The following is a 16,800-nucleotide window of genomic DNA, read 5'->3' on the forward strand; positions in this document are numbered from 1 at the left end:
CCTTAAAACTAGCCCCATAACTAAGCGCAACAAAGTTATTCCCAGTAATTTTAGTGTTATTGGGCATCGCCTAATTTAGAAAAACGTTTGGAGGTAGGCATGAGCGATAATCGCGACGTGCAGGCAGAACAAGAAAATACAGTAGATGAAACTGTAATTAATGCTGATGAAGCGCAGGTAGAAGCATCAGAAACAGAAGGTTTGGAGCTAGACGAAAATGCGCAGCGCATTTACGAACTAGAAACCGCACTTTCTGAGGCGCAAGCAACCATTAAAGAACAGCAGGATGGTGTACTTCGAGCGCGCGCAGATGCTGATAACGCACGTCGTCGCGCTGAAGGCGAAGTAGAAAAAGCTCGTAAATTTGCGCTTGAACGTTTTGCTGGCGAACTGCTTCCGGTTATCGATAACTTAGAGCGCGCCATCGAAATGACCGATGGTGACAATGAAGCTGTGAAGCCGCTATTAGAAGGTGTGGAAATGACCCACAAAACTTTCTTAAGCACTATTGAGAAATTTGGATTAAGCCTTATTAATCCGCAGGGCGAAACCTTTAACCCTGATTTACATCAGGCCATGTCTATGCAAGAAAGTGCAGATCACGAGCCAAATACAGTAATGGCGGTTATGCAGAAAGGTTATCAAATTAATGGTCGTTTGCTACGTCCTGCCATGGTTATGGTATCGCGTGCGCCAAGCGGCGGTGTGGATACGCAGGCCTAAAACGCTTTTTGCGACGAACACACAAAAATGCCAGTTTTTTTACTGGCATCTATTGAAAATACGGGGAATAACCCCACTAAAAGTACAGTATTAAGAAAATCATTCGGAGACACGAAATGGGTAGAATCATTGGTATCGATTTAGGTACAACGAATTCATGTGTCGCAGTTCTAGACGGCGACAAACCTCGCGTAATTGAAAACGCGGAAGGCGATCGTACAACCCCTTCAATCATCGCTTACACAAACGATGGTGAAACACTTGTAGGTCAATCAGCGAAGCGTCAGGCGGTAACTAACCCGACCAACACTTTATTCGCAATTAAGCGTCTAATTGGTCGTCGCTTCCAAGACAAAGAAGTACAGCGCGACATCGACATCATGCCTTTCAAAATTGTAGGTGCTGATAATGGTGATGCGTGGGTAGAAGCAAAAGGCGAAAAAATGGCGCCTCCTCAGATTTCTGCTGAAGTACTTAAGAAAATGAAAAAGACCGCTGAAGACTACCTTGGCGAAGAAGTAACTGGCGCAGTTATTACTGTTCCTGCTTACTTCAACGATTCTCAGCGTCAAGCAACAAAAGACGCGGGCCGCATCGCAGGTCTGGAAGTTAAGCGTATCATCAACGAGCCTACTGCTGCTGCTCTTGCCTATGGTATGGACAAGAAGCAAGGCGACAACGTTGTTGCAGTTTACGATTTAGGTGGTGGTACCTTCGATATCTCTATCATCGAAATCGATGAAGTAGACGGCGAGCACACGTTTGAAGTATTAGCGACTAACGGTGACACACACCTTGGTGGTGAAGACTTCGACAACCGTGTTATTAATTACTTGGTTGAAGAGTTTAAGAAAGACCAAGGCATCGATCTTCGTAAAGACCCGCTTGCTATGCAGCGTCTTAAAGAAGCCGGTGAAAAAGCGAAGATTGAACTTTCTTCTTCACAACAGACTGAAGTTAACCTGCCTTACATCACTGCTGATGCAACAGGTCCTAAGCACTTAGCGATTAAGCTTACTCGTGCAAAACTTGAGTCATTAGTTGAAGATCTAGTTAAGAACTCGCTTAACCCACTTAAGCAAGCACTAGCTGACTCAGATCTATCTGTAGGCGACATCAACGACATCATCCTTGTTGGTGGTCAAACGCGTATGCCGCTTGTACAGAAGTATGTAACTGAGTTCTTCGGCAAAGAGCCACGCAAAGACGTTAACCCTGATGAAGCGGTAGCAGTAGGTGCAGCAATCCAAGGTGGTGTACTTTCTGGAGATGTTAAAGATGTACTACTTCTGGACGTTACGCCTCTGTCTCTAGGTATCGAGACAATGGGTGGCGTAATGACTGCGCTAATCGAGAAAAACACGACGATTCCAACGAAGAAGTCACAAACCTTCTCGACGGCAGAAGACAATCAGTCTGCGGTGACAGTACACGTACTACAGGGTGAGCGTAAACAGTCAAGCGGTAACAAGTCTCTTGGTCAGTTCAACCTTGAAGGAATTCGTCCAGCAGCGCGCGGTGTACCGCAAATCGAAGTAACCTTCGACCTAGATGCTGACGGTATCCTACACGTGTCTGCGAAAGATAAAGACACAGGTAAAGAGCAGAAGATCACTATCAAAGCTTCTTCAGGCCTAAGCGATGAAGAAGTAGAAAAAATGGTAGCTGACGCGGAAGCGAATAAAGAAGCTGATAAGAAGTTTGAAGAGCTAATTCAAGCGCGTAACCAAGCTGATGGTATGGTTCATGCCACACGTAAACAGCTTGAAGAAGTTGGCGATGCACTAAGTGCAGAAGATAAAGCTCCAATTGAAGAAGCACTTACTGCACTTGAAACTGCAGTTAAAGGCGAAGACAAAGCAGAAATCGAAGCAAAAACGCAAGAACTTATTCAAGCGTCTAGCAAGCTGATGGAAGCGGCGCAAGCTCAACAAGCAGCAACTGGTGGCGCGGAAGGTGCTGAGCAGCAAGCCTCTGGTAAAGCTGACGACGACGTTGTTGACGCAGAATTTGAAGAAGTGAAAGACGACGATAAAAAATAAACTGTTGTGATTAGCCCGGCGCGCCGGGCTGTGTAAGCAGTTCAGGCGCAACAGGACATTCTTGTTGCGCCTTTGTTGTGTAAATAACTTGGTGTAAATAGCCTAGGGTTATTGAGAACTTAATCAGGTTATTTTCACAACAGTCAGATGTAGATTCGACAAGCATTATAAGCTTGTCGACAAAAAGTAGGATATGTAAACGATATGTCGAAACGAGACTACTACGAAGTACTCGGGGTAGATAAAAGCGCAGGCGAACGCGAAATTAAAAAAGCGTACAAAAAGCTCGCGATGAAGTATCACCCTGACCGTACGCAAGGCGATAAAGGCCTGGAAGATAAATTTAAAGAAATCCAGGAAGCCTACGAAATTCTGTCAGATTCGCAGAAGCGTGCTGCATACGACCAATACGGCCACGCGGGTGTTGATCCAAACCGCGGTGGTGGCGGCTTCGGTGGTGGTGCCGACTTCGGCGATATTTTTGGTGATGTATTTGGCGACATTTTTGGCGGTGGCGGTCGCGGTGGACGTCAGTCTCGCGCGCGTCAAGGTTCAGACCTTCGCTATAACTTAGAACTAAGTCTTGAAGAAGCGGTTCGCGGTAAGAGCGTAGATATTCGCGTACCGACTTTGGTTGAGTGTGACGTGTGCGATGGCTCTGGTGCGAAAAAAGGCTCTTCACCTAAGACCTGTCCAACCTGTCATGGCAACGGCCAAGTTCAAATGCGCCAAGGTTTCTTTGCTGTGCAGCAAACCTGTCCGACATGTTCGGGCAAGGGCAAGATTATTGAAGACCCTTGTAACAGCTGTCACGGTCATGGTCGTAAAGAAAAGACCAAAACCCTTAACGTTAAGATTCCAGCAGGCGTAGACACAGGCGACCGTATCCGTCTTTCTGGTGAAGGCGAAGCGGGTGAAAACGGTGCGCCGGCAGGCGACTTGTACGTTCAGGTTCACGTGCGTGAGCATGAGATCTTTAAGCGCGACGGCAACAACCTATACTGCGAAGTTCCTTTAAGCTTTACGACAGCTGCACTAGGCGGTGAGCTAGAAGTACCAACGTTAGATGGTAAGGTGAAGCTGAAGATTAGCGCCGAAACGCAGACTGGCCGTATGTTCCGTTTACGCGGCAAAGGCGTTAAGTCTGTTCGAAGCGGCGCCATGGGCGACTTAATGTGTAAAGTTGTGGTTGAAACGCCAGTAAACTTGTCATCGCGCCAAAAAGAGCTATTGCAAGAGTTAGAAGAGTCTATGGGCAAAGCGTCAAGCAAGCACAGCCCTAAAGCGCAAGGCTTCTTCGACGGCGTCAAAAAATTCTTTGATGACTTAACTAACTAATTAGATATGCGATTATCATTGGTTCTATTTTAAAGCCCTCATTCAGAGGGCTTTTTTATGCCTACAAAGTCGTTCACCAAGCTAAAATTTTGTTGCGAGCAAATACGAATGACTGTCCGAAACTGCCCTTCGATTTGATGGGTAAGTGTCTGTCCAGAACTGCGCTGCACCAAGCTAAAACTTTGTTGCGAGCAAATTTGAATGACTGTCCGAAACTGTCTGAATGACTGTCCGAAACTGTCCTTCGATTTAATGGGGAAGTGTCTGTCCGAAACTTCGCTGTGGTGGGACTTTGCAGATGTTCTTTATGTGTCTTAGATTGGGATTAATCTCTCCACTACGTCAATTCACCGTTATATTTCTTGCGCTGGCACAAACTATTCGTCACGATAGACTTATAAGTAAAAGATTAGATATTTGCATACGAATTTTGTAGATATAACCAACTCAAACAAAGGGAACAGGCATGAAATTTTTCAATAAAGCGATTATCGCTGTGGCAACGGCGGGTGTGGTAGTGTCAACATCAGTAGCAGCTGATGTGACAGAGGCGTCTTCAGAAAAACACGCTAAAGCGGCTACGCAGTACCGTCAAGCAGTGTTTCAGCTGGTACGCAGCAATATGGGGCCGCTTGGTGGAATGGCAAAAGGCGCGCTACCGTTTGATGAAAGCGTTATGGAAACCAACGCAGTACGTCTAGAGCAGCTTGCTGATATGATGGGTGATTACCTTTCCGTTGATACACGTAAGTTTGACGTTGAAACCGGTGCGAAAGATACAATTTGGGACAATTTCTCAGATGTTGAAACAAAAGTGATGGCGCTTAAAACTGCAGCACAAGGCTTACAAGCGGCAGTTAAAGCGGGCGATGAAAGTGCGTATCGCGGTGCTATTGGAAAAATAGGCGCAAGCTGTAAATCGTGTCACGACGATTATAAAAAAGATTAAGCAATCAAATATCTTAAAGGCGCTTCTTTTTTCCATTTCATTTTTTCTCTTATAGCGTGGAACAGTGGAGCGCCTTTTCAGTAAATAGTCCTTACTTCTTCTCTTAATAACTTCGCCTAATGTCTGAGCATTTATTTACGTGAAATTGCTGGAATAATATACGGTAGTTGGCTATATTTCAGAACATGTCAACACTTCGCTTGTCACTAAAAACAGTTAATGTAGCAATTAGAATTTTGATAAAACCTTTCATAAAGGTGAATTAAAACATACGCTACACAGGTAAATAGAAGGTACACAAGGAATGCTGCCTTTACTCTACTAACATCATGTGATGTCACTATTTTTAAATTAATGGATTATTAAAAGGCTTGCTTAGATGGATTTACGCAGTGAACGCATGTTATCGACAGTACGAACCACGCAGCACAACTTCGCTGCGCTTCTCACTGAGAACAAAACCAAAGCGCATGCCCTTTGCATTTTATTAGCTTCAATAAATCAAAATAGCGGTCGAGCTACGATTGTCGCAAGCGATACAAATCATTCATTAGATGATGCCCAAAGCATTGTGTTTCCCTCTCACGTTTTGCTTATGCTTCCACTTACGCACTTGAGTGCGCCTATTCCATGCAGCGAATTTGAGTTACCAGACTCCCTTAAGCAATATTGCAACCACCATATTGTGGTGGCAATGATACGTGATGTTCAAGGTGAGGTGATAGGCGTTTTACTTACCTTTGTGCAGCACAATGTGCTGAATGCCCGACAACACGCGCTTATTGATATCACGCGGCAAAAAGTAGAGGTGAGTTATCAGTATGAGCTAGTAAGACACCCTTACTCCGATAAACTGTCTGAGCAGCTGTCCCTTTTAGAAAAAGTGAGTTCAATCTCTAAGGTGGGCGCGTGGGAGATTGATAGGTTTGCAGGGAATTTTTCCTCAACTGCGGTCATGAAACAGTTCTTGGGCTTGCCACAGATTAGAAATGTCAGCCTCCGTGAAGTCCTTTCGATGATAGCGCCGAGCGATAAGGTAACGCTAAAGCGTAAAATAATAAAAGCGTTGAAGGGTGACCGTCAGTTTTCCATGCACTTTAACTTCCGAGATAACCAAGGCCAAACAAAAAGTATTAAGCTTTCTGTATTTCTACAAATTGAAAAAAGTAAACGCCAAGGCTTAAAGATAGCACGCATCTATGGCACGGCCCAGGATGAAACTGATATTCAACGACTTTCGGAGTCGCAACATAACTATACGAATTACCTGGCCACATTGTTAAACAGTGTTGATAGCGTAGTGTTATGTATAGATGAAAATGGGACTATTTTGTCAGCCAATGATCATCTTTCTAGCGTTTTAGGTTTCGAACCTGACGAGTTGATAGGGCAAGACGTAAGATTGATTTCCACAAAAGTGCAAAATAGCGATAGCCTCTCTTTGTTTTCGAATCTTAGTGCAGTTTTTAAAACCTGTGCTGAAAAACGAGATGTAAGGGAATGCTTGCGGCATAAGAGTGGCAAGCGCGTTTCATGTGAGGTGAGCTTAAAGCCTTGTATCATTGATGGGCAGCGGCTTATGGTGGCTTCCATTAGAGATGTGTCATCCCATTACCTCGAGTTGGAGCACTTTAAGCAACTTGCGCTAACAGACGCGGTAACAGGTCTTCCTAATCAACATCAATTTGAGCGTTATCTTGGCGAGAAAGGGCGCCTAACTAGTTCATCTGAGCCTCTTTCGTTGTTTATGTGCGTAAATATTTGCAACTTTAACGAGTATGAAGAAGCATTTGGAGAGCCAACTATTGATTACATATCACGTATTTTAGCCAGCCGTTTCGTTCGAGTATTCGAAGATAAAGGCTGTTATAAAGCGCGTGTATTCAAATGCAGTAGGGGCGCATTTTTTCTTCACATCGACCAGTGTTTCAGCGAAGAAGCAGATGCGATAAGGGTTGCAAAAAGCTACGCCAACCAGCTGCAAGAGCACGTTCTGCTGCCAATCACGCTTCACAACAGCCTTCTAACAATAGAAACTCAAACAATTAGCTGTACTTTGCCTACTACGCATTTTTCGTTTAAAAAAATACGTGAGACGTTGGCGCATAAACCTCGGCGCGTAATTAGCGACCAACCACCGAGTGCAAATGATTATATTCATATCAAAGCAAGCGATGTCGAACGTTACAGCTACGTGAAGCGTTCATTGGGAAGAGCGATCTCCAATGACGAGCTATTTATCGAGTTACAACCTCAATATGATGGGCTAAATAATGTTATCAGCTCTGAAGTACTATTAAGGTGGAACCACCCACATCTCGGCGTAGTTAACCCCGCTGAATTCATTCCAATTGCAGAAGAGAATGAATACATTGCTGAATTTGGCTTATGGGTTTGCAATGAAGCATGTAAGTTATTAAAAGATTGTCAATCCCAGCACATCGACACCAAGTTATCCATTAATATCAGCGCTAAGCATTTGGCGAGAGCTGATTTCGTCGGCAAGTTTTTAGCGATCGTAAACAAATGGCAAGTACCGCACGAAAGTTTAACGCTGGAATTGACAGAAGGCGCGCTAATAAGGGGGGTAAGTATCATTCAGTATCGTGTAAGAGAGCTTGCTGAACAAGGTTTTTCCCTATCAATCGACGATTTTGGAATAGGAGAATCAAACCTTAATTATCTTCAAGATTTACCTATTAAAGAGTTGAAGGTTGATAAGGTGTTTATTGAAGCGATGGAAGGTTCAGAACAGAAAACACTTTTAGTAACAAGTATTTGCAATATGGCCAAAGCACTCCATTTAAATACAGTAGCAGAGGGCATTGAAACTACTCAGCAACTCGACCAAGCTAAAGCGTGCGGTTGCAGTGCTTTTCAAGGTTTTTATCTTGACAAGCCCATGAGCATTAGCGATTGGCGTGACAAGTTAGGGCATAATTCGCAATAGCGTTATATGTAAATATTTCGCGCTCAGTTTGAAAGTAAAATTTTAATATTATGTAAATCATGTGGTTATGAAGTCTACGCCTGAAGTCTTATAACCATATTGTCGTGAACTGAAGTAGGTTGAACATAAACCCTACTCAGGACATGGTTATGACTTATAAAAATGAATACATTGCCTCTACACAGCATCCCGATGAGTTTTGGTTACAACAGGCTAGCAACATTGCTTGGTTCGAGCCTCCCTCAAAAGGCTGCCAAGCGACAGATAATGGCTATTATGACTGGTTTCGGGGAGGTCAACTCAACACATCGTACCTAGCGCTAGATCATCATGTAAAAAATGGGCGAGGTGAAAAGACGGCCCTGATATATGATTCGCCGGTCACACAGACAACGCAATACTTTACTTACAATGAATTACTTTCACAGGTTACTGCATTCGCGGGCGGACTTTCGACCTTGGGTGTGTCAAAGGGAGATAGGGTCATTATTTATATGCCTATGATCCCTCAAGCAGCAATTGCCATGCTAGCTTGTGCCCGTCTTGGTGCAATTCACTCGGTTGTCTTTGGCGGTTTTGCCGCGAATGAACTTGCCGTGCGAATTGATGATGCAAAACCCAAAGTCATTGTAACCGCATCTTGTGGCATCGAAGGAACTAAAATACTTCCTTACAAACCTCTTGTTGATGAAGCCGTATCGTTAGCCAGCCATAAGCCTAGCGCTTGTGTTTTGTTTCAGCGAGAGCAGCTAACGGCAAAAGTAGACGAGGAGACCGACCATGACTGGAATACATTGGTAGAAAATAGTACACCAGCCGCGCCCGTCGCGGTTGACGCCACCGACCCACTTTATGTGCTTTATACCTCGGGAACTACCGGCAAGCCAAAAGGTGTGGTGAGGGATAATGGCGGGCATGCTGTCGCGCTTCACTATTCTATGGGATCTATCTACGGCATTAGTGAGGACGATGTATTTTGGGCAGCGTCAGATGTAGGCTGGGTTGTGGGCCATTCCTACATTGTTTACGCACCGCTGATTAAAGGCGCTACTACTGTGCTTTATGAGGGAAAACCTGTGGGCACACCTGATGCTGGTGCGTTTTGGCGTATGATTGAAAACCATAAAATCAATGTGCTTTTTGCTGCCCCCACAGCGTTTAGAGCAATCAGGAAAGTAGATCCAGATGCTGAGTTTTTTTCCAAATATGATACATCTAGCCTACGAACATTGTTTATGGCAGGTGAGCGACTAGATCCTCCTACCTATTATTGGGCACTTGAAAAAATAGGTGTACCAGTCATCGATCACTGGTGGCAGACAGAAACCGGTTGGCCCATTTGTTCTAACCCAATGGGGTTGGAACCCATGGACACCAAGCCCGGTTCTTCAAGTGTTCCTACGCCTGGCTTTAATGTAAAAGTTTTAAAAGGCCCCAATGAAGAACAAACAACGGGAGAAAAGGGGGCGATAGCAATCAAATTACCGCTACCTCCGGGCTGCTTATCAACAATCTGGCAAGATCATCAGCGTTTTAAGGACGGCTATTTACGTGAGTTTGATGGGTACTACAGCACTGGCGATAATGGCTATGTGGACGAAGATGGTTATGTGTTCATAATGGGGCGCACTGATGACGTCATTAACGTCGCAGGGCACCGGCTTTCAACAGGGGAAATGGAAGAAGTGTTAGCTGCACACCCTGCCATCGCCGAGTGCAGTGTGATTGGTGTTAACGATGCACTCAAAGGTCAACTACCAGTTGGGTTAGTATTGTTAAAAGATGGGGTTTCAGTTGATGAAAAAGAATTGGAGAAAGCCCTAGTTCAGCGTGTACGTGACGCCATTGGCCCTGTAGCGTGCTTTAAACGAGCTATTGTTGTGGAGCGACTACCTAAAACTCGCTCAGGTAAAATTCTACGAAAATTGCTCCGTCAAATTGCAGCGAACGAGACAGTATCTGTGCCATCGACGATTGATGATCCCGCCAGCGTAAAAGAAATTGAATCCTTAATGCGTCAAAAAGGTTTGGTTGAAGTACCAAACTCACTTAATTGTGAAGCTTAGTTTTTAACTGCTGAAGTGGGGATGGCTTGGGCCTGTGGACGCTATGTCTGAGGCCCTTGAACGCCAAGCTAATAATATTCTTCTATTTCTGGAGTTGGCGGATAAACTTCAATTGCTACATATACAATAGCTGCGGCGAGTAATGCGACGACAAGTGCGCTAATTAATCGAGAGCCAGTAATGCCCACTGTTTTTGATACCTTTTTCCCATGTACCATAGCAGGCACTAATTTTTGCTTTTTATAAATGCCGTAAAAAACGACTGCAGCAATGTGCAGAGTAATAACATAAAGCAATAAGTCGAAAGTAAGGTGGTGAAGAGAATTCATCAGCGCTAGTGTTTGTTCATCTGCCAGCGGTCGATAGGGGCCATCTAGAAATATATCGTCCGTCATAAACAAGCCAGAAATTGCTTGAACCGCTACTAAAACGAGCATTATGACAACAAACCAGCCTCCTAGTGGATTGTGCCCGATTGAAGGCATTGAGTCTTTATCAAACAAGGTTTTCATGTAGCGGATTACTTTTCGCGGACCTGTAACAAAGCTGCTGAATCTAGCGTACTGCGTTCCTACAAAACCCCATATAATCCTGAAGATAACCAGGAATAGGGTGAAATATCCAATATAGAAATGCCACTGGATTGCATTTTCTAACCACTCGGCTGTTGCATACTGGGCCAAGAGACTTGAAACAAGAAGCCAATGAAAAACGCGGGTGGGAATATCCCAAACAAGTACTTTCTGCATAGTATTTTTATTTACGTTGAAAATAGTAATAAGTGACTACAGCGTCACTCAACTAGGCTAAGAAAACAAGCCTGATGAGCGTTGAAGCGAGTAGGTTTATCGAAAATATCTATCGAGTCTGGGGAGAATGAGTTTTAGTGTGTGAAGAGTGCAAACAGTGCATAAACTTCATCGAATTGTCTTTAGAACAATGTTATCTGAGCCTATACCCACGCTTTTCCGTGAATTAACACTGGACTGTATAAAAGCCAAGGGTTTACTACGTTTGTTGTTATGCGTATTTATTATGAAACTCGCATTGCAATAGTGGGGGTATTTGGCAAAATGCGTGCTAGTTGAAGGCAAATAAAAGTGTAATACAAATAATGAAAGTAGGATTGTTTGGCGCCAATGGGCGCATGGGGCGTGTTCTTATTGAAGCACTTGATTTAATTGATGATGCAGAACTTAGTGTTGCAACAGTGCGTGACGATTCTCCATGGGTCGGTTTAAACGTAGGCGAGCTCGCAGGTATTGGTAAGAAAAAAATCGATTGCTCGGCGCTATCTGACTTAAGCGGAAATGACGCCGACGTGATGATCGATTTCACATTACCTTCTGTTATTGAAAGCAATTTAGCGTGGTGTGTCGACAACAACATGCCTGTCGTTATTGGGACCACTGGTCTCAACGACAGTCAACTTAATGCGTTAGATGAGGCGGCTAAACATATCCCAATTGTTTTTGCGGCAAATTATAGCGTTGGCGTAAATCTTATGTTGTCACTCGTTCGACAGGCGGCGAGCGTACTGGGTGAAACCGCAGATATCGAAATTACTGAAGCGCATCACCGATTTAAACAAGATGCGCCATCAGGTACGGCAATGGCAATAGGCGAAGCAATTGCCGATGAATTGGGCAGAGATTTAAAGTCATGTGCAGTTTATGGACGTGAAGGCAAAGAGCCAGAGCGAGACCAGGGGACCATTGGTTTTGCGACAATTAGAGCTGGTGACATTGTAGGTGAGCATACCGCGCTATTTGCAGACATAGGTGAGCGATTAGAGATAACGCATAAAGCGTCAAGCCGCTTAACCTTCGCTAAAGGTGCAGTGCATGCAGCAAAATGGTTGTATGGTAAGCAACCTGGTCTATACTCCATGGTTGATGTACTAGAATTGAAGCTTTAGATGGCTCTCTGTTACCTTGTAAAAAGCAAGCTAACGTTAGGGCGTTACTAAAGTGTTAAACTAAAGTTGCATTATAAATGAGCAATAAGCCGTACTTTCGGTGGTTCTGCGCAAAAAAGGTGGTATAAGCGTTATTTTAGTAAATTATTACAAATAAATTTGCCATTTTCGGTCAGTAATGTATACTCGCCGGAATTTGCCAGAATTTCGTATTCTGAAGCTGTCAAACCGGCTGAAGAGTGCGGTTTTATTAGCTGCAAAGATCGTAAAACGGGATGTATTGTTATCAATAACTCCCGTTTTTTGTGGGGTTTGTGCAAAAAAATGCGCAAACACATAGTTATCCTTAATCTGGAGGTTGACTTGGCTAATTCTGCCCTTTTGGTGTTAGAGGATGGTTCTGTTTTTAAAGGTACGGCGATAGGCGCTACTGGCTCCGCCGTCGGGGAAGTTGTTTTCAATACTTCCATGACCGGCTATCAAGAAATTCTCACCGACCCATCCTACGCTGAACAACTCATCACCCTTACTTATCCACATATTGGCAACACCGGAACTAACGAAGAAGACGTCGAAGCAGATAAAATCTGGTCGAAGGGTCTGATAATTCGTGATTTACCTCTTGTTGCTAGCAACTTTCGTCAACAGCAAACACTGTCTGAATACCTTAAAGCGAAAGGCGTTGTGGGTATTGCTGACATTGATACACGTCGCTTGACGCGTATCTTGCGAGACAAAGGTGCACAAAACGGCTGCATTATTTGCTCTGATGAATTAGACGAGTCTAGCGCCTTAGCGCAAGCAAAAGCTTTCCCAGGTCTTAAAGGCATGGATTTAGCAAAAGTCGTAAGCATCACTGAACCAAAAACATGGACAGAAGGTAGTTGGGAACTTGGCAAAGGTTACGTAACGCCAAGTGAAACTAAGTACCATGTCGTAGCATACGATTACGGTGTGAAAAACAATATTCTTCGCATGCTAGCTGACCGCGGTTGTAAAGTGACTTTGGTTCCAGCGCAAACGCCTGCCGAAGACGTGCTAGCCATGAATCCTGACGGTGTATTTTTGTCAAATGGACCAGGCGATCCCGAGCCATGTGACTACGCAGTTAGCGCAATTAAAACCATCGTCGAAACCGGTACGCCAGTATTCGGTATTTGTTTAGGTCACCAGCTACTTGCTATTGCAAGCGGTGCTAAAACAGTGAAGATGAAGTTTGGTCACCACGGCGCAAATCACCCGGTTAAAGACCTAAAGCGCAATGTAGTTATGATCACCAGCCAAAACCACGGTTTTGCTGTGGATGAGTCTAGCTTGCCAGATAACCTAGAAGTAACTCACATTTCGTTGTTCGACAAGTCGTTGCAAGGTATCCATCGCACCGACAAGCCTGCGTTTAGTTTCCAGGGTCACCCTGAAGCCAGCCCAGGTCCTCATGAAGCGGCGCCGTTATTCGACCACTTCATTGAACTTATTGAACAACACAAGCAGTAGGAATTAGCCCGCTATGCCAAAACGTACCGACATAAAAAGTATTCTTATCATTGGTGCTGGCCCTATTGTTATCGGCCAGGCTTGTGAATTCGACTATTCAGGCGCGCAAGCGTGTAAAGCCCTTCGCGAAGAAGGCTACCGTGTTATTTTGGTTAACTCTAACCCAGCAACCATCATGACCGACCCAGAAATGGCAGATGCAACCTACATCGAGCCTATCCACTGGGAAGTAGTTCGCAAGATCATCGAAAAAGAACGCCCAGATGCCATCTTACCTACAATGGGTGGTCAAACTGCACTTAACTGCGCACTGGAGCTCGATAAGCACGGCGTACTTGACGAGTTCGGCTGCGAGCTTATCGGTGCAACGGCAGACGCTATCGATAAAGCGGAAAACCGCGAACGCTTTGACAAAGCAATGAAAAACATTGGCCTTGAATGTCCACGTGCAGAAATTGCGCACACTATGGATGAAGCGCACGATGTGTTAAGCCGTATCGGCTTTCCTTGTATTATTCGTCCGTCTTTCACCATGGGTGGAACCGGTGGCGGTATCGCGTACAACATTGACGAGTTCAATGAAATTTGTACCCGCGGTCTCGACCTTTCTCCAACCAACGAACTACTCATCGATGAATCGTTACTAGGTTGGAAAGAATACGAAATGGAAGTAGTACGCGATAAAGCAGACAACTGCATCATCGTATGTACTATCGAAAACTTCGACCCTATGGGTGTTCACACCGGCGACTCAATCACTGTTGCACCGGCACAAACGTTGACCGATAAAGAATTCCAAATAATGCGTAATGCAGCCATGGCTGTACTTCGTGAAATTGGCGTTGAAACCGGTGGTTCAAATGTACAGTTCGGTGTAGATCCGAAAACGGGCCGTATGGTCATCATCGAGATGAACCCACGTGTATCTCGTTCTTCTGCGCTTGCTTCAAAAGCAACGGGTTTCCCTATTGCGAAAGTAGCGGCGAAACTTGCGGTAGGTTACACGTTAGATGAATTAGCGAATGACATTACAGGTGGCTTAACGCCAGCGTCGTTCGAGCCGTCTATCGACTACGTCGTGACTAAGATCCCACGCTTTAATTTTGAAAAGTTTGCCGGTGCTAACGACCGCCTGACTACCCAAATGAAGTCAGTGGGGGAAGTAATGGCGATTGGTCGTAACCAGCAGGAATCACTGCAAAAAGCCCTTCGCGGTCTTGAAGTTGGTGCGACAGGCCTTAATCCAATGGTTGATCTTGAAGACCCTGAATCACGCAATAAAGTGGTTTATGAACTTCGCCAACCGGGTGCAGAGCGTATTTGGTACATCGGTGATGCATTCCGTATGGGTATGTCTGTTGATGAGGTATTTAACCTTACGAATATCGACCGCTGGTATCTTGTTCAGCTTGAAGATCTTATTCTTCTTGAAGCAAAAGTAGCTGAGCTTGGCTTACCTGGTATTGATGCTGACTTTATGCGTGCCCTTAAGCGTAAAGGCTTCTCAGATGCGCGTCTTGCTGAATTAACAAAAGTGGCTGAGAGCGATATTCGTGAAACCCGTCGTGATTTTGGTATCTCTCCAGTCTACAAGCGTGTAGATACCTGCGCCGCAGAATTTTCTACCAGTACAGCCTACATGTACTCTACGTATGACGAAGAGTGTGAGGCTGCGCCAACTGATAGAGATAAGATTATGGTATTGGGCGGTGGCCCTAACCGTATCGGTCAAGGTATTGAATTCGATTATTGCTGCGTTCACGCTGCGCTTTCAATGCGTGAAGACGGTTACGAAACTATTATGGTTAACTGTAACCCTGAGACGGTGTCCACCGACTATGACACGTCAGATCGCCTATACTTCGAACCAGTAACTCTTGAAGATGTGCTTGAAATCGTTGCTAAAGAGCAGCCAAAAGGCGTTATCGTGCAGTATGGTGGTCAAACGCCACTTAAGCTTGCCCGTGCTCTCGAAGCCGCTGGCGTTCCAATCATGGGTACATCGCCAGAGGCGATTGACCGTGCGGAAGACCGCGAGCGTTTCCAGCAAATGGTTAACAAGCTTAATCTTAAGCAGCCAGCGAATGCTACGGTAACTAACGTTGAGCAAGCGCTAACTATGGCCGAAGAGATTGGCTTCCCGCTGGTTGTTCGTCCAAGTTACGTGCTTGGTGGTCGCGCGATGGAAATCGTTTACGACATCAAAGACCTTAAGCGTTACTTGAACGAAGCGGTAAAAGTGTCTAACGACGCGCCAGTATTGCTAGACCGATTCCTTGACGATGCTATTGAAGTTGATATCGACGCTATCTGCGATGGCAAAGAGGTTGTGATTGGCGGCATCATGGAACACATTGAACAAGCGGGTGTTCACTCTGGTGACTCTGCCTGTTCATTACCTCCGCACTCGCTTTCAAAAGAAATTCAGGATGTAATGCGCGAACAGGTAAAAGCCATGGCCCTTGAACTTGGCGTTGTGGGCTTGATGAATACCCAGTTTGCGATTAAAGACGGTGAAGTATACCTTATCGAGGTTAACCCTCGTGCAGCGCGTACGGTGCCATTCGTGTCTAAGGCAACGGGTGTTCCATTAGCGAAAGTCGCAGCACGCGCCATGGCTGGCGTTAGCCTTGCTGAACAGGGTGTAACGGAAGAAATTATTCCTCCTTTTTACTCTGTGAAAGAAGTTGTACTTCCGTTTGCTAAGTTCCAAGGTGTTGACCCACTGTTAGGCCCAGAAATGCGCTCTACTGGTGAAGTTATGGGGGTTGGTGATACTTTCGAAGAGGCATATGCTAAAGCGAATTTAGGCGCCGGTGCACCTTTGCCTAAAGAAGGTAAAGCGCTTATCTCGGTGCGTGAAACCGACAAGCCTAAAATCATTGAACTTGCTAAGGCCCTGGTTGCCGCTGGCTTCAGCATTGAAGCAACGCGCGGTACGGCAACTACTTTGTACGATGCAGGTATAATGAGCACGGTGGTTAATAAACTATCGGAAGGCCGTCCTAACATTGTTGACGCCATTAAGAACGGCGAATACGCCTACTTGATTAATACAACAGAAGGTCGTCAAGCTATTACCGATTCGGTTTATATTCGTCGTGAAGCCTTGGTGAATAAGGTAACTTACACCACCACGATGAATGCAGCATTCGCTACTATTCGAGCTAAGTCTGCCGATGACCGTAATAAAGTAGCTTCAGTTCAAGAACTGCACGCTAGACTTAAACACTAATGACATAAGCTAGGATACGAGGTATCCTAGCAATATTACATTTGTGTGAACGAATAAAAAGTGCGCCTTCGCGGCGCACTTTTCT

The 16,800-nt window shown here is 45.0% G+C and carries 10 protein-coding genes; 9 read left to right on the forward strand and 1 reads right to left on the reverse strand.

The window, feature by feature from the left end; genetic code table 11:
* The first annotated feature begins 99 nt into the window (after positions 1–99).
* The 6 genes from grpE to ACM0P2_RS07355 all read left to right on the forward strand — a co-directional run bounded on the left by grpE (position 100) and on the right by ACM0P2_RS07355 (position 10,068).
* A complete protein-coding gene (grpE, locus tag ACM0P2_RS07330) occupies positions 100–723 on the forward strand; it encodes a nucleotide exchange factor GrpE (RefSeq protein WP_159120205.1) in 624 nt (207 codons plus the stop codon).
* A 116-nt stretch (positions 724–839) separates the two neighbouring features.
* Entirely contained in the window at positions 840–2,765 is a 1,926-nt protein-coding gene (gene dnaK / locus ACM0P2_RS07335) for a molecular chaperone DnaK (protein ID WP_159120204.1), read from the forward strand.
* A gap of 204 nt (positions 2,766–2,969) precedes the next feature.
* On the forward strand, positions 2,970–4,103 hold the full coding sequence (dnaJ, locus tag ACM0P2_RS07340; RefSeq protein ID WP_159120203.1) for a molecular chaperone DnaJ: 1,134 nt from the start codon (positions 2,970–2,972) through the stop codon (positions 4,101–4,103).
* 466 nt (positions 4,104–4,569) lie between these two features.
* Entirely contained in the window at positions 4,570–5,052 is a 483-nt protein-coding gene (locus tag ACM0P2_RS07345; RefSeq protein ID WP_159120202.1) for a c-type cytochrome, read from the forward strand.
* Positions 5,053–5,431: 379 nt separating this feature from the next.
* The gene (locus ACM0P2_RS07350) at positions 5,432–8,002 is read left to right on the forward strand and encodes a GGDEF domain-containing phosphodiesterase (protein WP_159120201.1); all 2,571 of its coding nucleotides are present in this window, start codon (positions 5,432–5,434) and stop codon (positions 8,000–8,002) included.
* A 149-nt stretch (positions 8,003–8,151) separates the two neighbouring features.
* Positions 8,152–10,068 carry a propionyl-CoA synthetase gene (locus ACM0P2_RS07355; RefSeq protein ID WP_419227507.1) on the forward strand — a complete coding sequence of 639 codons (1,917 nt, stop codon included), beginning with the start codon at positions 8,152–8,154 and terminating at the stop codon, positions 10,066–10,068.
* A 68-nt stretch (positions 10,069–10,136) separates the two neighbouring features.
* Here the strand turns inward: ACM0P2_RS07355 and ACM0P2_RS07360 are convergent, their stop codons facing one another.
* Positions 10,137–10,817 carry a cytochrome b/b6 domain-containing protein gene (locus ACM0P2_RS07360; protein WP_159120199.1) on the reverse strand — a complete coding sequence of 227 codons (681 nt, stop codon included), beginning with the start codon at positions 10,815–10,817 and terminating at the stop codon, positions 10,137–10,139.
* A gap of 365 nt (positions 10,818–11,182) precedes the next feature.
* Here ACM0P2_RS07360 and dapB point away from each other — a divergent pair, with 365 nt between their 5' ends.
* The 3 genes from dapB (at position 11,183) to carB (ending at position 16,715) form a co-directional block, all read left to right on the forward strand.
* Entirely contained in the window at positions 11,183–11,986 is an 804-nt protein-coding gene (gene dapB, locus ACM0P2_RS07365) for a 4-hydroxy-tetrahydrodipicolinate reductase (RefSeq protein WP_419227508.1), read from the forward strand.
* Positions 11,987–12,349: 363 nt separating this feature from the next.
* Positions 12,350–13,480, forward strand: coding sequence for a glutamine-hydrolyzing carbamoyl-phosphate synthase small subunit (gene carA / locus ACM0P2_RS07370; RefSeq protein WP_159120197.1), 1,131 nt, complete (start codon positions 12,350–12,352; stop codon positions 13,478–13,480).
* A gap of 13 nt (positions 13,481–13,493) precedes the next feature.
* The gene (carB, locus tag ACM0P2_RS07375) at positions 13,494–16,715 is read left to right on the forward strand and encodes a carbamoyl-phosphate synthase large subunit (RefSeq protein ID WP_159120196.1); all 3,222 of its coding nucleotides are present in this window, start codon (positions 13,494–13,496) and stop codon (positions 16,713–16,715) included.
* Positions 16,716–16,800: the final 85 nt, after the last annotated feature.

Source organism: Alteromonas sp. OM2203, from assembly GCF_048517045.1.
Lineage (GTDB): Bacteria > Pseudomonadota > Gammaproteobacteria > Enterobacterales > Alteromonadaceae > Alteromonas > Alteromonas gracilis.